This is a genomic window from Pseudomonas sp. R1-43-08 (assembly GCF_003852255.1).
Classification (GTDB): domain Bacteria; phylum Pseudomonadota; class Gammaproteobacteria; order Pseudomonadales; family Pseudomonadaceae; genus Aquipseudomonas.
In genome coordinates, this window is sequence record NZ_CP027734.1 from 2185568 (window position 1) to 2204988 (window position 19421).

General features: G+C 60.1%; 15 protein-coding genes and 2 pseudogenes. 7 read left to right on the forward strand and 10 right to left on the reverse strand.

Annotated features, from left to right (window positions below; translation table 11 throughout):
• The first annotated feature begins 105 nt into the window (after window positions 1-105).
• A complete protein-coding gene (locus tag C4J87_RS10100; protein WP_124366645.1) occupies window positions 106-1143 on the forward strand; it encodes an Ldh family oxidoreductase in 1038 nt (345 codons plus the stop codon).
• Between the two features lie 32 nt (window positions 1144-1175).
• On the opposite strand, the gene C4J87_RS10105 is transcribed toward C4J87_RS10100, so the two are convergent.
• Window positions 1176-1496 (reverse strand): YqjD family protein, encoded by a 321-nt coding sequence (locus C4J87_RS10105; protein WP_124362397.1) that lies wholly within the window; start codon window positions 1494-1496, stop codon window positions 1176-1178.
• 162 nt (window positions 1497-1658) lie between these two features.
• Here C4J87_RS10105 and C4J87_RS10110 point away from each other — a divergent pair, with 162 nt between their 5' ends.
• Window positions 1659-1913, forward strand: coding sequence for a hypothetical protein (locus C4J87_RS10110; protein WP_003190904.1), 255 nt, complete (start codon window positions 1659-1661; stop codon window positions 1911-1913).
• Here the strand turns inward: C4J87_RS10110 and C4J87_RS10115 are convergent.
• Window positions 1906-2442, reverse strand: a pseudogene (locus C4J87_RS10115) (LysR substrate-binding domain-containing protein); the annotation flags it as partial. The gene C4J87_RS10110 and the pseudogene C4J87_RS10115 sit on opposite strands and share 8 nt — an antisense overlap.
• On the opposite strand from C4J87_RS10115, the pseudogene C4J87_RS10120 reads away from it, so the two are divergent.
• A pseudogene (locus C4J87_RS10120) lies at window positions 2442-2657 on the forward strand (carbon-nitrogen hydrolase family protein); the annotation flags it as partial. The pseudogenes C4J87_RS10115 and C4J87_RS10120 overlap by 1 nt on opposite strands.
• A gap of 110 nt (window positions 2658-2767) precedes the next feature.
• Here the strand turns inward: C4J87_RS10120 and C4J87_RS10125 are convergent.
• The 3 genes from C4J87_RS10125 to C4J87_RS10135 are packed head-to-tail and all read right to left on the reverse strand — an operon-like array spanning window position 2768 to window position 5229.
• Window positions 2768-3319, reverse strand: coding sequence for a GNAT family N-acetyltransferase (locus C4J87_RS10125; protein WP_124366646.1), 552 nt, complete (start codon window positions 3317-3319; stop codon window positions 2768-2770).
• 5 nt (window positions 3320-3324) lie between these two features.
• Window positions 3325-3786, reverse strand: a complete 462-nt coding sequence (locus tag C4J87_RS10130; RefSeq protein ID WP_124366647.1) for an LEA type 2 family protein — start codon at window positions 3784-3786, stop codon at window positions 3325-3327.
• Window positions 3787-3798: 12 nt separating this feature from the next.
• The gene (locus tag C4J87_RS10135; RefSeq protein ID WP_124366648.1) at window positions 3799-5229 is read right to left on the reverse strand and encodes a nucleobase:cation symporter-2 family protein; all 1431 of its coding nucleotides are present in this window, start codon (window positions 5227-5229) and stop codon (window positions 3799-3801) included.
• Window positions 5230-5461: 232 nt separating this feature from the next.
• On the opposite strand from C4J87_RS10135, the gene C4J87_RS10140 reads away from it, so the two are divergent.
• Window positions 5462-7087, forward strand: coding sequence for a methyl-accepting chemotaxis protein (locus tag C4J87_RS10140; protein ID WP_124366649.1), 1626 nt, complete (start codon window positions 5462-5464; stop codon window positions 7085-7087).
• A 222-nt stretch (window positions 7088-7309) separates the two neighbouring features.
• On the opposite strand, the gene C4J87_RS10145 is transcribed toward C4J87_RS10140, so the two are convergent.
• The 5 genes from C4J87_RS10145 to C4J87_RS10165 form a co-directional block, all read right to left on the reverse strand.
• A complete protein-coding gene (locus C4J87_RS10145; RefSeq protein ID WP_124366650.1) occupies window positions 7310-8284 on the reverse strand; it encodes a D-glycerate dehydrogenase in 975 nt (324 codons plus the stop codon).
• Entirely contained in the window at window positions 8284-9579 is a 1296-nt protein-coding gene (locus C4J87_RS10150; RefSeq protein WP_124362403.1) for an MFS transporter, read from the reverse strand. Before C4J87_RS10150 ends, C4J87_RS10145 begins: the two co-directional genes overlap by 1 nt.
• A gap of 54 nt (window positions 9580-9633) precedes the next feature.
• Window positions 9634-10575 carry a sugar kinase gene (locus C4J87_RS10155; protein WP_124366651.1) on the reverse strand — a complete coding sequence of 314 codons (942 nt, stop codon included), beginning with the start codon at window positions 10573-10575 and terminating at the stop codon, window positions 9634-9636.
• Window positions 10568-11350, reverse strand: coding sequence for a sugar phosphate isomerase/epimerase (locus C4J87_RS10160; RefSeq protein ID WP_124366652.1), 783 nt, complete (start codon window positions 11348-11350; stop codon window positions 10568-10570). The genes C4J87_RS10155 and C4J87_RS10160 overlap by 8 nt, the downstream gene beginning before the upstream one ends.
• Before the next feature lie 89 nt (window positions 11351-11439).
• On the reverse strand, window positions 11440-12495 hold the full coding sequence (locus C4J87_RS10165) for a LacI family DNA-binding transcriptional regulator (RefSeq protein ID WP_124366653.1): 1056 nt from the start codon (window positions 12493-12495) through the stop codon (window positions 11440-11442).
• Window positions 12496-12725: 230 nt separating this feature from the next.
• Here C4J87_RS10165 and C4J87_RS10170 point away from each other — a divergent pair, with 230 nt between their 5' ends.
• The 3 genes from C4J87_RS10170 (at window position 12726) to C4J87_RS10180 (ending at window position 19392) form a co-directional block, all read left to right on the forward strand.
• Window positions 12726-14735 carry a hypothetical protein gene (locus C4J87_RS10170; RefSeq protein ID WP_124366654.1) on the forward strand — a complete coding sequence of 670 codons (2010 nt, stop codon included), beginning with the start codon at window positions 12726-12728 and terminating at the stop codon, window positions 14733-14735.
• 190 nt (window positions 14736-14925) lie between these two features.
• The gene (locus C4J87_RS10175; RefSeq protein ID WP_124366655.1) at window positions 14926-16908 is read left to right on the forward strand and encodes a hypothetical protein; all 1983 of its coding nucleotides are present in this window, start codon (window positions 14926-14928) and stop codon (window positions 16906-16908) included.
• Between the two features lie 210 nt (window positions 16909-17118).
• Window positions 17119-19392 (forward strand): autotransporter outer membrane beta-barrel domain-containing protein, encoded by a 2274-nt coding sequence (locus C4J87_RS10180; RefSeq protein WP_124366656.1) that lies wholly within the window; start codon window positions 17119-17121, stop codon window positions 19390-19392.
• The last annotated feature ends 29 nt before the right edge of the window (window positions 19393-19421 follow it).

Genomic DNA, 19421 nt, shown 5'->3' on the forward strand with positions numbered 1-19421 from the left:
CTGGCTCAGACGTCAAGCGCCCGTTGACAGCAGGCACGGGAGGCGTTGTTTAATCGTCGGTCTGGATTCTTGTTGTCTCTTCCAATTATAAAATCGGAGCTACAGATGTCTGCCCAGTCCCCGATAGTTGACAACGCGACAGCGCTCATCGGTTTCAACGACCTGGTGGGGTTGCTGCAAGCGGTGTTCGTGAAGCACGGTACGTCGCCGCAAGTGGCTGCGATCCTGGCGCACAATTGCGCCAGTGCCGAGCGCGACGGCGCCCATAGTCATGGCATTTTCCGCATCCCCGGTTACCTCAGTACCCTGGCCAGTGGCTGGGTCAATGGCCACGCCGTGCCGGTGGTGACCGATGTCGCGTCCGGCTTCGTGCGGGTGGACGCCGGCAACGGGTTTGCCCAGCCCGCCCTTGAAGCGGCGCGAGCGTTGCTGGTGGACAAGGCCCGTAGCGCCGGCATCGCGCTGCTGGCGATTCACAATTCCCATCACTTTGCCGCCCTGTGGCCGGATGTCGAGCCCTTCGCCGAAGAAGGGCTGGTGGCCCTGAGCGTGGTCAACAGCATGACCTGCGTGGTGCCCCACGGCGCCGACCGCCCGCTGTTCGGCACCAACCCCATCGCGTTCGCCGCACCGCGTGCCGATGGCGCCCCCATTGTCTTCGACCTGGCCACCAGCGCCATCGCCCATGGCGACGTGCAGATCGCCGCGCGCAAGGGCGAACGCCTGCCACCGGGCATGGGCGTGGACAGCCTGGGCCAGCCGACCCAGGACCCGAAAGCCATTCTGGAAGGCGGCGCGCTGTTGCCGTTTGGCGGGCACAAGGGCTCGGCACTGTCGATGATGGTCGAGTTGCTGGCGGCCGCGTTAACTGGCGGTAATTTTTCGTTCGAATTCAGTTGGGCTGATCATCCGGGGGCGCGTACACCGTGGACAGGCCAGCTGCTGATCGTGATCGACCCGAGCAAGACCGCCGGACAAAGCTTTGCTGTGCGCAGCCAGGAACTGGTGCGACAGATGCATGCGGCGGGGTTGCGGCGGTTGCCGGGTGATCGGCGGCATCGCGCACGGGCGAAGTCGCAGGAAACGGGGATTGAACTTGAGATACAGGACCTGCAGCAGCTGCAAGCGTTGGCTGCGGTTTGAAGGGGCTGCGCCCTGGGCGCAGCCCCTGCTTATCAGTGACGGCGACCGAGCAGCAGGCCTACCACCAGGCCAAAGCCTGCGGAAATCGCCACGGTCTGCCAGGGGTGACCACCGATATAAGTCTCGGTGGCATCGACTACCGGCTTGCTGCGCTCACGGACGTTGGACACTGAGTCCAGGGCTTGCTTGAGTTTGATGGCGACCTGCTCGCGCAGGGTTTCGCCTTCCTCACCCACCAGTGATGCACTGCTCTTGAGCAGTTTGTCGGATTCTTCAATCAGCGAAGTCAGTTCGCTGAAGGCTTGATCCTTGATTTGATCTTCGACGGATTGGGCGGCGGTTTTGCGGGCCATGTGTGACTCCTTGCAAGTGTAGGTGACAGTGAACAATGGAGTGTCGGGCGCTGGCAAAAGTTGCAGTTATTTTGCGGGCTGCCCATTTGCGGCAAAATCGAAATCAGGTCTTTTCGACCTACAGTGTAAGATGTCACCTATTTGTGCAGCAGGTAATTCAACATGAGCTTCAATCTCGCCAACAAGACCCTCGCCGAACGCGCCGAGCTGGAAGATGAAAAGTCCCGTCTCTATGACCTGTGGCAAACCAACCTGGGCAAGGCCAAGGGCGAAGCCGCGCGCTTGTTCGGCGAGCGCGCCAAGCGCAAGGGCAAATGGGCCGAGTGGGTGCGCGCGGAACTGGACGGCATGTCGCCGCCGGAGTTTTCCAACATGGTGCGCAGCGAAGTCAACAAGCTGATGGCCGCGGCTAAATAAAGCACGCCTCGATCGCCTCGCGAACCTTCAACAGCAAGGGGTCGAGCTGGGCCTGGGTGCGCCAGCCCAGCTCGACCGGATAGCGGGGCAACGCCAGTGGGCAGGGCAATACGCGCAAGCCGGTCAGGCGGGCGATGGCCTCGGCGGCATGCCCAGGAATCGTCGCCACCGCCGCGCTGCCCTTGAGCAGAAACGCCAAGGCGGCAAAGTGGCTGGTGGACGCGCGCACCTGGCGGCTCAAGCCGTGCGCCGCCAAGCCTTCATCGGTAATGCCGATAAACCCACCCGACGACACAAGCACATGTTCGCGCGCGACGAACTCCGCCAGGTCGAGCTGTTGCTGGCCGGGCGCCAGGCTGTCCGGATCCACCAGGCAGCGATAGTCACCTTCCCCGAGCACTTGCCGACTCAGGCGCCGCTCGGCAAACCCGCCGGCGGTGATCGCCAGGTCCAGGCTGCGGTCGAGCAGGGCGTCGGCGACGATCTGGCTGTGGGTCTGGCGGAAGATCACCCGCAGCTTCGGCAAACGCTGCCGGAGGCAGCGTGATTGTCGGGCTGATGGGAGACATTCTGGCTGGGCCGCTGGTGGGTGAGGCGGGCCTGCTGACAGCGTGGATCGATACCGATGAGTTGGTGCGGGCCAGGTATGACTATGACGTGGTGGGGCATTATGCCCGGCCGGATATTTTTGAGTTGACGGTGGACGAGCGCGCCAAGCCGGGTGTGCGCTATATCACTGACTAAACGCGGTTAAACATGTGGGAGGGGGCTTGCTCCCGATAGCGGTGGGTCATTTACAGATAGGCTGACTGGTACACAGCCATCGGGGGCAAGCCCCCTCCCACATTTGATCTTTATCGTTTGAGAGATTTGGATTCCAACCACTCTTTACGGGTCATTTCCCAAATGTCCCGTGGGAAAGTGCCTGCAACAAATTCGCCCTCATCCGTCTTGATCAAACGCATGCCGGTGCGCTCTGAAATCCGCCGTGACCCCAGGTTCGGCGCAGCCTTGGGCACACGTAACACGGGGCGCTGGAGCACGCCAAACCAATAGTCGGTCACGGCGGCACTGGCTTCGGGCATCAACCCTTGCCGATGCCACTGTGGCCCCAGCCAGAATCCGCGATTGTTGTCCGCTTCATCCATCAGGCTGACATTGCCAATCAACTGTTCAGGCGCGGTTTTAAGACGGATCGACCAGTGCCATTCCTCACCCCGGAGCATAGCGGGCAGGGCCACGTGTTGCAGATAGGTGCGTGCGCCATCCGCCGGATAAGGCCATGGCACCTGCGCGTTGAGGTAGCGCACCACTTCCCAGTGGGGAAATTGCTGCTGGATCGCCTCGGCATCTTCAAGCACCAGCGGGCGCAGAATCAGGCGTTCGGTCAAGAGTGTCGGTTGCATGCCTTTCACCAGGTCGCCGTATTCGGTAAATCCAGCGTGCCCCGCTCGACAAAGCGCATCGTCCCGAACAGTCCACCCGCCAGTTTGCCCCGCAGTACATAGGGCAGGTTATTCAAGCTCTGGGTCTGGCTCAGGCCCAGGGTCTGGCGCAATACGGTGAACGCCGAAACGCTGACCGGCACCATCAGCACGGCTTCGGAGAATCGCGGGATGCTGCCGGCCTGGTCGCTGACGCCCGAGGCCAATGGTCGGCCGTTGACCTCCAGGTCCAGGGCCACGCCGTTGTAGTCGATTGGCGTTTCATTGGGGTTCTGCACCCGCAGCTTCACCGCGAAGCGTACTTCCAGGTCCTGGCTTTGCAGGGGTTCGATGCCGACCACGTTGATCTTGACCGGATCGCGATTGGGGAACAGCGCGCAGGCGCTCAAGGTCAGTAGCAACAGCGATAGAACCATGAGCTTGCGCATACAAAGGCCCTCCTAGTGTTTGGTGACGTCCGGGTCCTGCATGACCTTGAGGGTAGAGGACTCCGGATCGAATTCATCTTCTTGCAGCTCTATGAACTCTTCCGGCAGGAAAATGTTCAGCAAGATTGCACAGAACGCCCCCACGGTGATCGGTGATTCGAAAATGTTGTGCAGCGCCTTGGGCAGGTCGCGCAACACTTCCGGCACGGCGGCCACACCCAGGCCCATCCCCAGGGAAATCGCCACGATCAGCACATTGCGTCGGTGCAGCCCGGCTTCGGCGAGGATCTTGATGCCGGCCACGGCCACGGTGCCGAACATGATCAGGGTCGCGCCGCCCAGCACCGGCTTGGGCATCAATTGCAGCACCGCGCCGATCATCGGGAACAGTCCCAGCAGCACCAGCAGGCCGGCGATGAAGTACGCCACGTAGCGGCTGGCAACGCCGGTCAGTTGGATCACGCCGTTGTTCTGGGCGAACGTCACCATCGGCAGGCTGTTGAAGGTGGCCGCCATGGCCGAGTTGAGCCCGTCGGCCAACAGGCCGGACTTGATGCGCTTGATGTACAGCGGGCCCTTGACCGGCTGCTGGGAAATCATCGAGTTGGCCGTCAGATCCCCGGCGGCCTCCAGCGGCGAAATCAGGAAGATCACCGCTACCGGGATAAACGCCACCCAGTCGAACGAAAACCCGTACTTGAACGGCACCGGCACGCTGATCAAGGGCACCTGGGGCAGGGCGGTCATGTCCACCCGGCCCAGCCACCACGCCACCACAAAGCCCAGGGTCAGGCCGATCACGATCGAGCCCAGGCGCAGGAACGGGTTGTCGAAGCGGTTGAGCACCACGATGGTCAGCAACACCAACGCCGCCAGGCCCATGTTGCTGGCGGCGCCCAGGTCGCCCGCACCAAAGCCGCCGGCCATGTCGGTCACCGCTACCTTGATCAGCGACAAGCCCATCAAGGTGATGATGGTGCCGGTGACCACCGGGGTAATCAGCTTGCGCAGCTTGCCGATGAACTGGCTGAGCACCACTTCGATGAAGGCTGCAAAAAAACAGATGCCAAAGATCGTCGAAAGAATCTCATCAGTGCCGCCGCCGCGGGCCTTGACCATGAAGCCGGCACTCAGGATCACGCTGATAAAGGAAAAACTGGTGCCTTGCAGGCATAACAGCCCGGAGCCGATGGGGCCGAAGGTACGTGCCTGTACGAAAGTGCCGAGCCCCGAGACAAACAGCGCCATGCTCACCAGATAAGGCACTTCGCTTTCCAGGCCCAGCACACCACCGACGATCAGAGTCGGCGTGATGATGCCGACGAAGCTCGCCAGCACATGCTGCAAGGCGGCAAATATCGCCGCCGTGAAGTGCGGACGGTCTTCCAGGCCGTAGATCAGGTCGGATTTATAGCGCGGGCGGGGGGCTTGAGCGTCAGACAAAATGAGGGCTCGGGTCAGAAAAGGGAGGCGCAGGATGCCAGAAACGGCCAGTCGTCAGAAGTGTAATAAATTATTTATAAAGCGCCTGCATAAAACGTCGACATCAGCCGATACCCCGTATAGGCCCACCTATCCATTACACCAGGGGTGGCCAAGGTCTGGGTAGCGCGTTGGCGCTGACGGATCGATTCGCGGCAGGCCGCTGGCGAACATCACTTCTGAGAGCCCCCTTATGTCCCTGCGTCATCTGAATATTGCCCCTCGCGCATTTCTCGGGTTTGCCTTCATTGCAGTGCTGGTGGTCATTTTGGGGGTATTTGCGGTCAACCGCATGACCCTGATGCGCCAGGCTTCGCTGGACATGAGCACCAATCAGCTGCCCAGTGTGACGTACCTGGGGCATATGACGGAAAACGTGTTGCGCATGCGCATCCTGTCCTTTCGCGTGTTGGTCAACCGTGAGCCGGCGGCCCTGCAGGAAGCCGAAGCCCGCATCGGCGTGTTGGTGGACAAGGTCAGGGTCGCGCAGACCCATTACGCCGCGTTGCCGGCAAATGTCGAGGAGGCGGTGTTGTATAAGGCATTCGCCACTACCTTGGACAACTACGTCAAGGCCCAGGCCGACATGATTGCCCTGTCCAGGCAAGACAAGGTCGATGAAATGCGCGCCCTGATCAACAGCCGTATCAAGGAAGGCACCGACCAGATGGGCGAGCAGTTGAACAAACTGATCGCCCTCAACGCCGCCGGCGCCAAGGCTGCCGATACCCAGGCAGAACACAGTTACGAAGGCGCCATTACCGGCGTCATCGTGGTGTCGGTCGCCGCTGCGTTGCTGACGGTGTTGCTGGCCTGGCTGCTGACCCGCAGCATCGTCACGCCGTTGCGCAAGGCCGTGCAAGCGGCTGAAAGCATCGCCGGCGGCAACCTGACGACAACCATCGAGGACGACGGCAAGGACGAACCGGCGCGCCTGATCAGTGCCTTGTCGACCATGCAGGCCAACCTGCGCCAGACCATCCAGCACATTGCAGGTTCGGCCACGCAGCTTGGGTCGGCTGCCGAAGAACTGAGCGCAGTCACCGAAGAAGCCTCCCGTGGCTTGCAACAGCAGAACAATGAAATCGACCAGGCGGCCACGGCGGTCAATGAGATGACTGCAGCGGTGGAAGAAGTGGCGCGCAATGCGGTGTCCACCTCCGAAGCGTCCGGCCAGTCCAACCAGGCGGCGCGGGAAGGGCGCGACCGGGTGGTGGAGACGGTCGGGGCAATCCAGACCATGACCCAGGATGTGCAGAACACGGCGGCGATGATCGAAGGGCTGGCAGCGCAAGGGCGTGACATCGGCAAGGTACTGGACGTGATCCGTGCGATTGCCGAGCAGACCAACCTGTTGGCGCTCAACGCCGCGATCGAAGCGGCGCGTGCCGGTGAAGCCGGACGTGGCTTCGCCGTGGTGGCCGACGAAGTGCGGGCGCTGGCCCATCGCACCGCGCAGTCCACCCAGGAAATCGAGAAAATGGTCGCCGGCATCCAGAACGGTACCGGTGAAGCTGTGCAATCCATGCAGCAGAGCAACCAGCGTACCCAACACACCCTGGAACTGGCCCGCGCCGCTGGCGTGGCACTGGAGCAGATCACCCAGTCGATCAGCCTGATCAACGAACGCAACCTGGTGATCGCCAGCGCCTCGGAAGAGCAGGCTCAGGTGTCGCGCGAAGTGGACCGCAACCTGGTGAACATCCGTGACCTGGCGACGCAGTCGGCAGCGGGCGCCAACCAGACCAGCGCGGCCAGCCATGAGCTGTCGCGGTTGGCGGTGGATTTGAATGGAATGGTGGCCAAGTTCGTTATCTAGAATCTGAAATGCAATCCAAATGTGGAAGGGGGCTTGCCCTAATGCCAGTCAGTTAAGGCTTTTTGTAGGAGCGAGCTTGCTCGCGAAAAACTCACAGGCACCGCGCTCATTCAGAAAGCACGCGTTATCGTTGACGTTTTTCGCGAGCAAGCTCGCTCCTACAGACGGCGGTGTACGCTTAACTGACTGGCATTAGGGCTTGCCCCCTCCCACATGAGTTCACTATTTCCAGGCGCCTGGGTTCACCAGGTTCTGCGGGCGCTCGCCGGATAACGCCTGCAGCAGATTATCCACCGCACATTTGGCCATCGCCTCGCGTGTCTCATGGGTCGCCGAACCTATGTGCGGCGTCGCCACCACATTGTTCAACCGCAGCAGCGGCGATGCGTGGTCGAGCGGTTCTTTCTCGAACACATCCAACCCGGCCGCGCGAATGGTGCGCTGTTGCAAGGCTTCGACCAGCGCCGCTTCGTCCACCACCTTGCCCCGGGAAATGTTGATAAAGATCGTCTCCGGCCCCATCAACGCGAACTCTTCAGCGCCAATCAGCTTCTCGGTTTCAGCCGTCAGCGGCAAGGTCAGGCAGACAAAATCGGCCTCTTTGAGCAGTTCCGGCAAGCTGCGGTACTGCGCGCCAAAACGCGCCTCTACCGCAGGCTTGGGCGAATGGCTGTGGTAGATCACCGGCATGCCGAAGCCAAAATGCCCACGCTGGGCCAAGGCTTCGCCGATGCGACCCATGCCGATGATGCCCAGAGTCTTGCCGTGTACATCGCTGCCGAAGTGTGCCGGGCCGATGTTCTTGTTCCATTGGCCGGCGCGCACCATGTCGGCCAGTTCTACCACGCGTCGGGCAGTCGCCAGGATCAGCGCAAAGCCGGTGTCGGCGGTGGTTTCGGTGAGCACATCCGGGGTGTTGCTGAGCAGGATGCCGCGCCGGGTGAGGTAGTCGATGTCGTAATTGTCCACCCCCACGGAAACGCTCGCCACCGCTTCCAGCTTCGGCGCAAGATCAAGCAGCCCGGCATCCAGGCGCAGGCTGGCGCCCAACAGCCCGTGGGCGTCGGGCAGGGCGCTACGCAGTTGGGCCAGGCCGGTCTCGTCGAGTGCGTCGATCAGGGTCACATCGGCTTGCTCATGCAGGCGGGCCATCAGCGGCGCGGAGAGTTTCTTGTATAAAACTACGGATTTTTTCATCAGGAATTGGCCTTCATTTCGAGGGTAGCCACGGGCTCGCGTACGCGGTCGCTGGCGCCGGGCTTGAGGAAAATCGTCAGCACCACCGACAGCATCAACGCACCGCTCATCAACAGGTACGAAGCGCCCGGCGAGCCGGTGCTGCTATTGAGGTAACCCACCAGGTACGAACCGCCGAACGAGCCCAGTGCGCCCATGCTGTTGATCAGCGCCATGGCGCCGCCGGCGACGTTGGCCGGAAGGATTTCCGGAACGATGGCGAAGAACGGACCATAAGGCGCGTACATGCACGCCCCGGCGATCACCAGCAGGGTGTAGGACCACCAGAAGTGTTCAGCCCCGAGCGCGTAGGAGGCATAGAACGCGATGGAGGCAACCAACAGCGGCGGCCAGACGAAGCGTTTACGCTTTTGCAGCTTGTCCGAACCCCAGGACACCACCAGCATGCCGATCACCGCCGCCAGGTAGGGCAGGGCTGACAGCCAGCCGGCTTCGACCATGTCCATCTTCAGGCCGGCCTTGAGGATCGACGGCAGCCACAGCACGAAGCCGTATACGCCAATGCTCCAGCAGAAGAACTGCAGCGCCAGGATGATCACCTTCGGCGAGCGAAAGGCCTCGGCGTAGTTCTTCACCGCCTTGATCCCGACTTGCTCGGCGGCCAGGGCAGTTTCCAGGCTGTGCTTTTCCGTGTCGCTCAGCCACTTGGCGTCCTTGGGACGCTCGTCGGCCAGCTTCCACCAGATAAATGCCCATAACACCGCCGGCAGGCCCTCGATGATAAACATCCAGCGCCAGCTGAAATGCTGCACCAGATAGCCCGAGACCACCGACATCCACAGCATGGTCACCGGGTTGCCGAGGATCAGGAAGGTGTTGGCCCGCGAGCGTTCCGCACGGGTGAACCAGTGGCACAGGTACACCAGCATCGCCGGCATCACCGCGGCCTCGACCACCCCGAGCATGAAGCGAATGACGATCAGCATGTAGGCGTTGGAGACCACCCCGGTCAGGGTAGCCAGGCCGCCCCACAGGATCAGGCTGACGAAAATCAGCTTTTTGACGCTGCGCTTCTGCGCGTAGATCGCCCCCGGCACCTGGAAGAAAAAGTAGCCGAGGAAAAACAGCGCGCCGAGCAGGGACGACATGCCCGGCGTGATCATCAGGTCTTCGGCCATCCCCGAGGCGGCGGCGAAGCCGTAGTTGGCGCGGTCCAGGTAGGCCAGGCTGTAAGTGATAAACACGATGGGCATGATGTACCACCAACGGCGGGTGGCGAGTTTCACGGTTTCCATAAGGTTGCTCCTGAGCTTGTTGTAGTTGTGGCAACAGGGAAAGTGGGTAATGGGTCAAGCAACGGATCGGCTGGGTAATTCGGCGCGGGTGGGCAGCCCTTCCATGTCGCCGCGGCTCTGTACGGCGCGGCTGCCGATCCAGTTGCCGCGTTGTACTGCCTCGGGAAAGCTGGCGTTTTCCAACAGGGCGCTGATCATGCCCACGGCAAAACCATCGCCGGCGCCCACGGTGTCGACCACCTTGTCCACGCGCACGGCGGCGACAAAGCCCTGGTCCATGTGGGTGCGGTAATACGCGCCATCGGGCCCGAGTTTGATTGCCACCGCTTCGGCGCCCTGGTCGAGGTAGAACGCGGCAATATCCGCCGGGTCATCGAAGCCGGTAAGCAGCTGGCCTTCGCCCAGGCCTGGCAATACCCAGTCAGCCAGGCCGGCCAGGGCGTTGATTTCGCGGATCATCTGCGCCTGGCTGGCCCACAGGGATGGACGCAGGTTCGGATCGAAGGACACGCTGCGCCCGGCCTTGCGCATCTGTGTCATCAACTCCACGGACAATTCGCGGGTGGCCTCGGACAACGCCGGCACAATCCCGGTGGCATGCAGGTGGCGAGCTTGCAACAGGGCCGGGCTGATAGCGGCAATCGACAGATGGCTGGCCGCCGAACCTTTGCGGAAGTACTCCACCTGAGGATCGGCGCCAGCTTCTTCGCGGGACTTGAGTTGGAAACCGGTGGGGTGCAGCGGGTCGATGGCTACGTGGCTACAGTCCAGGCCTTCGTTGACCAGGGTGTCGACCACGAAGCGCCCGAGGGAGTCGTTACCCACCCGGCTCAACCACGCGACATTGAAACCCAGGCGCGACAGGCCAATTGCGACATTGCTGTCGGCCCCGGCAATGCGCTTGTGAAACTGGCCGACCTGGGCCAGGTCGCCGGTCTGCTCGGCGACGAACATCGCCATGGTCTCGCCAAACGACAGGATATCGATCTCAGACATGGGCATTCTCCACGCGGGGTTGGCCAAGGCGGGCGAGGGTGGCGACCTGTTGCGCAGTGACCTGGATCAGGTCGTCGCCCTGCAGCGGAAATTCCACCGCCCGGGTAATACCTTGGGTCATGTGCGTGAGCAGTTGTTCCCACAGATGCAGGTCGGTGGCGCCAGGCGGCTGGGCTACCAGCTTGCCGTCCGGGCGACGGGCCACGGCCTTGCAGTGCAAGTAGTCCACGTGCCGGCCCAGCAGGCGCGCGGCGGTGAGCGCGGATTGGTCCTGCCATTGCCAGTTGCCGATGTCGAAGGTCATCCTGACCGGCAGGCCCAGGCGTTCGACCTCAGTGAAAAATCGTTGCATCGGCTCGATCCGCCCACCGTGCAGGGTCTGGTCATTTTCTACCAGCAGCTTGATCGCGTGGCGATTGAGCAGGGCGTGCAGGCTTTCGAGGTCGTTGGTGTCGGTGAAGTAACCCAGGGACACTTTCAGCCAGCGCGACCCGAAGGCCTGGGCGCGGTCCAGGGTCGCGGCCAAGTCTGCATTGGGCTGGGCACGGCCGGCGACCCAGAGTTCCAGGGGCGAGGAAAATACCGATTCCAGGCCTTGCTCGGCGGCGGCCTGGGCCAGGGTGCCAGGGGGTTCGGTGGTCAGCAGTTCTTCACGCCATTCGATGCGCCGGGCACCGGCGGCGTGCAGCAGCGCGACAAAACTCAATTGGCCCTGCTGGCGGACCAGCTCGGCGCCGTAGCTGGAAAGGCTGATAGAGACGGGATATTCATGCATTGTTGTTTACCTCTGAAACCGGTTTCATTTTTATGCGCAGAACAAAATGTGGGAGAGGCTTGCCCCCGATAGCGTTGGGTCAGCTACAGCTAAGCTGACTGATATACCGCAATCGGGGGCAAGCCCCCTCCCACAGGGATTTGGGTGGAGCCTCGGATGATCAGTTGGGGCAAAAAATCCAGGGTACGCGTCGGGGCTGTATCACCGCGCAAGCGCTTGAGCAGGCAGTCGAACGCACTGGCACCGATCGCCTCTGTGGGCTGGGCGAGCGCTGTGATGCCACTGCCCACCAGCGGATACCAGTCGAGGTCATCCAGGGCAATCAGGCCGATATCGTTGAACAGGTGGCAGCCCAACGCCTTGAGCGCACGGGTGCACGCCAGCGCCGCCACGCCGTTGGCGCAGAACAGCGCTTTGCGCGCGGGTTTGGCCAGGAAGATGCGCAGGTGATTTTCCAGCGCGTCGTTCAACTCGAGTACGGCGCCGTTCATGTCCGGGCGGTTGGCGACTTCAGTTTTGAAACTGTGCAGGCGTTCGAGCCGTGAACTGGTGCCGTCGGTCGCCTCGCTCACCAGCAGCACCTCGCGATAACCCTGCTGCTCAAGGTGTTCCAGCGCCATACGCACCGCCGCCGGGTTGTCCAGCCCCACCAGGTCGCTGTGCAGCGGCTCGACCTTGCGGTCCACCAGCACCAGGGGCATTTCCCGTTGCAGTTCCAGCAGTTGGTCGAGGTGATGGCCGAGGGTGTTCACGATCAGCCCTTCGATGTTGTACGAACGCAGCGCCGCCAGGTGCTGGCGCTCTTGTTCGTCATCGCGGTCGGTGTTGCACACCACCAGGCTATAGCCATGCTGGCGGCAGGCGGTTTCGACGCCGTGCATCACGGCAATGGAATAGGGGTTGCGGATATCGGCCACCAGCATGCCGATCAGGCGCGTGCGCCCACGTTTGAGGCCACGGGCCATCTGGTTGGGGCGGTAGCCAAGTTCATCGATGGCTTGCTCGATGCGCAGGGCGATGGCATCGGAGAGCAGGGCGCGGTCATCGCCGATAAAACGCGACACGCTGGCCTTGGACACACCAGCACGCTCGGCGACATCAAGCATGGTCACGCGGCTGCGCTGGGCGGCGGAAAATGAAGTCACGGTGGCGGGCCTTTCTTATTGGAATAGAAAATTTGGGGTCAGGCTGAAACCGGTTTCAGAAGACACCATGTCAGCAAACGCGTCAAGAGTTGTACGAAAAATTGCCGGCAGCCCGAGCCTTAATAACCGACGAATGGCAAGGAAAACCTGTCAAGTCTGACAGTAGTCGCACTCCCCAATCAGGTGCCTAATCGTGCTCAACAGGCGGCCTTTGAATAGGAGCATGCACCATGGACACGCCCGGTAACGGACCATTGCCCACCCTCCGTAAACAGCGCAATGGCGTGCTGATGCTGGACCCCTTCGCAGAGATCGTCGGCGTACCGGTATCAGACCCGGACGGGCTCATCGTCAGCCCTTACAACGCAATGCCATTGGAGTGCCGTATCAAAAAATGGGCCCCGGGGCCAACGCTGGGCCGTACCAATACGCTCCAATTGATCTGGAAGGTGGGCGGCGTTGAGCGAGTCGCTGACTTCGTCGTTTTTGACGAAATATCTTTTGCCGCAGCGACCTTTCCTTACTCCCTGTATGTGCCAGCACACTACATGATGGATTTCGACGCAGTCATCGAGTTGCGGTATCGGGTTGTAGAAGAGGGCAGCCCGGATGTGGATTCACCTCCCCGAATGCTGAGGCTGGACCGCAATCCTCCGGTGTTTGTTTCACCTTCCGATCATCCCGAGTTTGTCGATTCTGACATTGCCTCGTCTGGCATTACCGAAAGCGTTCTTGCCAATTACGAATTCATAGAGATCAAAGTGCCGAAATTCCTAGTGCGAGAGCGAGATGATCAGGTTGCCCTGTATTTGTCGGATGAAACGCCGCCGTTTCCTATGATTTATGACTATATCCAGACGTTTCACTTCATTGACGAACCCCTGGTGCTCAGGGTTCATCGCGACCTGTTCCGCGCGCTGCCCAACGGCAGGGGGTATATGACGGTGCGTGCCTACGACAGGGCGGGAAACTACAGCCCCCTGAGTGCTTCGATGGATTTTATGGTCAACCTGATTCCGTCTCCCGGTAGATTGCCCCCTCCCGAAATCCGGCCGCCGGCCTACTACGATCTGCTGCTCAAGCGCGATGATGCCCGCGCCGGCATCGCGGTCGTTATTCCGACGCAATACTACGGATACGCCCCAGGCGACGCCGTGGTGGTCCTCTGGCAGGGGCGACCGGTCGCGGAAACGCCGATCACTGGTTTTCCATTTACCGTGACTGTCCCCTGGTCAATTTTGCGTATACCGGGCCCGCTGATGCGTGAGTCGGTACCTGTGCAATACGAAATACGTCGAGCGGGCCGGCCCCCTTTTCCATCACCGGTACGTTCGTTCGAGACAGACTTCACGATTGCAGGCCAGGACCATGCCAATGCCCCCGCGTTGCTTAACGCTTCACTGACCAAGGTGCAGGTGTTCGGCAATGGGTCGGGGTTGTTCAATGAGCTGGATTTGCGCGACCGAATCGCTGGTGCCAGTGTATGGGTGCGACTTTATATGGACCCGCAACCGGGCCAAGTGCTTTCACTGTACTGGGGCAATAGAGGGCCGGTGGCCTATTACACGGTCCAGCCAGGCGATATCTATGATCAATTAATCAGGTTTGTGCCGGATGTATCCGGCAGCCTTGTTGTGGAAGAGGGCAATCACCCTGGACTGCCGGTTCATTACACCACCAGCAACGGCGTGAATGAACAACTGGCCCCAGACACGTTGGTCAATGTTCACGTTGACCCCTTGATCGATTTTCCCGACCCGGAAATACAGCACACGTTGCATGGGAATGTTCCTTATCTGACCTGTGCCTCAAGGCCTGCGATCTGTCACGGGGTTCGGTGGAACGTGCCTGTTGTGGCACCGATGAAAGTTGACGATGTCATCGAATTTTTTTGGCAGGGGTTCAGGGCTAACAACTGGTCGGACCCTATCCTCGGCACCGAGTTTGAAGGCAGCTTAACGTTGATTTCCGAACATTTTATTAATGGGGCCGAGATAGTCGTGTTGCCTTGGGAGACTAAAATTGAGCCGATGCGTAACTTTGCGTCCGCGACAGCAAAGTATTTCGTCTATCGAAATGGCGCGTTGTTGGGCAAGTCCAGTGAGGGGCCGAAAGGGCGCGTACGTATAGATCGAAAGTCACCTGGCGGCGATTACCCCTGCCAGCCTGGAGACCCCGGCTTTTGCGATGGTACGGACTTGCAATGGTTGCCTGCAGCGGTGGATGACACGCGCGAGTGAGTGGTCGGCCACAACAGTATAAAGCGGAATGATTCGACGCTATGCCAACGGCTGTTCGGGTGTTGTATGGCAAGTTTCATTGCTGGTTCTCAATACGTTAAGCATGCGCTGGGTTATCCGTATTACAGGCTCGCCTCAAGGCGGCGAGTATTTCAACACGGGTGCATATAACTACGGTGAGTGACTTGATATGAAAAAGAAACTAGGCCCTTTCGCCATTCAAAAGAGCAAACTGGCAGACCCTGTACCCATTTCGCTGCCTGCGGCAGTGCCGCGCGGGTATGTTGATAACACCCTTTATCCTGGTTTGCTGACCCGCGCTGCGGTGGATCAGGATCTACTGCTGGACATTCCAGCGTGGTTACCTGTCCCGTCCCCGGCGGATCCTGCCACTCGAGATAATTATATTGATGACACGGGTAACTTCGAGTCCGGCTATATTGGACAAGACGTGCATCGTACGGCAGGACCGTATGTGGCCCGGATAGCTGAGATTGAACTAACTGAAGGCACTCACTCGTACAGTTATAAGGTGACCAATACCTTCGGCACTAATATCTCGGGTTCCTATACGGTCACGTTTATTGTCGATCGAACCGGGCCCTACCAGACTGCCGGTATTGCTCCGCGACCGTTGTCGATGCCGGTCGGGCACTCCGGGCCGCTGGATGCCAAATATTTTGCCGATAACGGCAATGAGGCAAGATTTCCAATTCCCAATTATGACGCCTTTGATGCACATCTGGGAGACATATGGGAGTTGCTGGATGGGCCTGTCGGAGATGTCGTTGCATCAGGCCCGGTGTTTCCCGATGAAGTCGTGGTACTCACCCTGGATCAAGCGAAGAAGTGGGAAGGCGCTCGAAGCCTTTATTACCGGTTACGCGACGCTTCCGGCAACCCCAGCATTCTGCCTTCACTCGGGTTATCGGTGGTCATTGCCATCATGCCTGCTCCGGTCCTTCAGACGCCGGGCGTCAGGTTGGCATTGAGCCTTGCGGGGGTCGGCGATCGCCTGATCGACCGGATGGATGCGGCTGCAGCGTCGGGAATGGATGTGATTATCCCCAACTATGTCCCGGATCGCAGTAAAGACAACCTTTACGTGCGCCTGACCACGTTGCACGGTAATCAGCAGGTCGGTCCCATCCCGCTGGGATCCACTGCGCTTCCTTATAATTTCCCGGTGGATTACCCGGTACTGCGCACCTTATATGGTTCGAGCAACGGGCCTATCGCATTGACGGTAGAATATGCCGTTGAGCGTGGCGGTGTGTTCACTTGGGTACCCACGCCTGCGGTGATCGAGCTGGACCTGTTTGCGCCCGGCCCGGTCAACCCTGACGAGCCTGACTTGAACAACCCCAACCTGCCCGCGCCTGTATTGACGGGGCCCGTCTCGGCATTGCCGAATGCGCTGGACCCACGTGACGCGCAGCAGGATGCGCCGGTCGCGGTGACTTTGTGGAGTGCCGCGCCCTTGCCTTCAGCCGGACCCTTCACAATTGAACTGTATTATGGGGGCGAGCGGGTTGACAGTGTTGCGGTTGATAACACTACGGCGAACCCGGGTGATGTCATTACTATGCATGTGCCATGGCCATTCATTTCCAGGCAAGGCAACGGCGTTGGGATTCCATTGCAGTATCGAATCGTCACGACGACTAGCATCAACGCCAACTATTCATTGGTGCAAGGTATTGATGTCTCGGCCAATGTCATTACATTCCAGCAGCCTTCGGTGGTAGGTGCCATCACCACACCAACCGGGCAGGTCATCATCGGCTGCTCTGCGGTTCCACAGCCAAGTGACACCCTGATGGTTTTCGTACCGCCCCATCCTCTCATTACTGAGGGAATGGTCATTCCTTTAGAGTGGATGGCATTCAGCGATGACGCAGGACTGACGCCACTTCCCGCGGCTTCGGATACGTTTACTCACAAGGTCAATAGCAGCGAAGTGGTTACAGGTTTCAGAGTTGCTGTCAGACCGGGTAGTACATTCATCAAACCTATCAACGCGGCGAGCCTTTCTGCCGGCTCCGTACGTATCAAGTATTTGGTACCCGTTCCAGGTCCCAGTCCGGTGAGCTCTGTCGAAACACTAGCCTTGGTGCGTACGTATCTGTCGGGCTCAACGCCAACCTATTGCGACGGAACCACCTGGGCTTAACAGGTTGGGCTTGAAGAGGACCTGCAATGGGTCTTCTTCAAGCCTGCGTTGCCCGACGCTGCGATTTTGGCTGCTTTGGTTAGGATAAGTCCTACATACCCCTTCCTCCCTATTTCTTAATCTGCGCTCCGTCACGGCCTGCCCCTGCCTTGCTTGGTGCCGGTCAATTCGTTCCCTGATGGGAAGGTTCTTCACGGGTATGCGCGCAAAATGAGAATGAATGCTTTTTTTAGAAAACACCCTTTGGCCATTGCCATCCAGGCACCCGCCATGGGGTTCCTGATACTCGGCACTTCGGTTGCCGAGGCTCGACAGGAGGTGTCTCAAGGGCAGGAACGCACGATTGGGGCGGGCTATTACGTCGACAACTGGTATGTCACGGGGGACTCTCACCTGATCTCTAACGGGGCCACCTTGCGTCAATCCCAAGTGGTCGGCTCGAGGATGACGCTGAATGAAGGCACCATTGCACAAGAAATCCAGGCGTCCGGTGGCTCGAAAATCACCTTGAATGGCGCGACAGTTCAAGCGCGTAGTTCTTCTCCCTATGCGATTCATCTGACCGGTAGCACCGCAGACATCAACAACAGCACGGTCACCAACCAAGGCGGTGTAGGGATCAGTGCGGGCCGCAATTTTCTGACGTCGAACGGCTCGACCGTAAATGTGTCCGGCAGCACCGTTACGGGCACCACCATGGGGGCGATTGCTTCGGCGTTCAGCCAATTGAACTTCATCAATTCGGACGTGATTGCGACGGACGAAACCGGCGTGGGCATCCGGCTGCTGGGTGCCGGTGCGACAGCCAGCGGCAGTCGCATCGTCGGCGGCCAGAATGGCGTGGAGCTGCGCTACGAGGCGAGCGACAAGAACTCAAGCAGCCTGGTGCTGGACGGTTCCCATGTCGAAGGTCGTAACGGCGCGGCACTGTTGGTGATGGGGGATGAGTATGGTGCGACTGATGCCGACATCAAGGTCCTCAATGGTTCTACCTTGACCGGCGACAACGGCAATATCCTGGAAGTGACCGGTGGTTCCACCGCGAACATGAACGTGGATAACAGCTCACTGTTCGGCGACGTGGTGGTGGAAGAGGGCAGTCATGCCAAGGTGCAACTCAACAACGGTGCCTGGCTGACCGGCCAGTTGAAAAACGTCGCCGAGTTGAGTGTGAACGAAGCGTCCAACTGGGTGCTGGTCGGCGACAGCAATGTCGACGCCTTGAAGATGGGCGGCGGTGCTGTGACCTTCGGCGGGCCAAATGAGTTCTACCAGTTGGATGTGAAGAGCCTGGACGGTAACGGCACCTTCATCATGCACACCGACTTTTCCACCAACCAGACCGACTTCCTCAACGTGCAAGGCAAGGCTGAAGGCAGCCACAGCCTGCTGCTCGCCGCCACCGGTTCGGAGCTGGCCAAGGGCGAGCCGATCAAGGTGGTGCACACCGAAGGCGGTGATGCGCAGTTCGCCCTGGCGGGCGGCACCGTTGATATTGGCGCCTATGATTACGGCTTGAAGAAAGAAGGTACCGACTGGCTGCTCGACCCCTCTCGTCGCGGCACCAGTACTACCGCCCACTCGGTGCTGGCCTTGTTCAACAGCGCGCCGACCGTGCTGTATGGCGAGATGAGCATCCTGCGTACGCGCATGGGCGAATTGCGCTTCAGCGAAGGCGCGGGCAACGGTATGTGGATGCGCAGCTACGGCAACAAATTCGATGTGGCGGCCAACAAGAACGGTGCGGGCTACGCGCAAAACCAGAAGGGCTTCACCATCGGTGCCGACGCGCCGTTGTCCGGAGGGGACGGCCAGTGGATCGCCGGTATGATGGCCGGTCACAGCGTCTCCGATCTAAGCCTGAACCGTGGCAGCAGCGGCGAGGTCAAGAGCTACTACGTGGGCGGTTATGCCACCTGGATGGACGCTGAAAGCGGTCTGTACTTCGACGGTGTGGCCAAGCTCAACCGTTTGCACACCGACAACAATGTGACCATGAGCGATGGCAAGAAAGCCAAAGGCAACTACGCGCAAAACGCCGTGGGCGCCTCGGCTGAGTTCGGTCGCCATATCAAGCTGGACGACGGCTTTTTCGTCGAGCCTTATGGGCATTTGTCGGCCACCATCACCCAGGCGCAAAGCTACGACCTGACCAATGGGCTGCACGCCAAGGGTGATCGTTCCAGTTCGGTGGTCGGTAAGCTGGGTGTGACTGCGGGCAAGAACATCCAACTGGAGAGCGGCGGTATCCTGCAGCCTTACTTGCGTACTGCGGTCGCCCACGAGTTTGACCAGAGCAATAAGGTGTTCATCAACGACCAGAGCTTCAACAACGACCTGTCCGGCTCGCGCATCGAGCTGGCGGCCGGTGTAGCCATGGCCGTATCGGAGAACGTCAAGCTGCATGCCGACTTCGAAACCAGCCAGGGCAAGAAGATCGACCAGCCTTGGGGCGTCAACTTCGGCGTGCGGTACGACTTCTGAAGTTGTCGTTCGATTGAACCGGGGGAAGC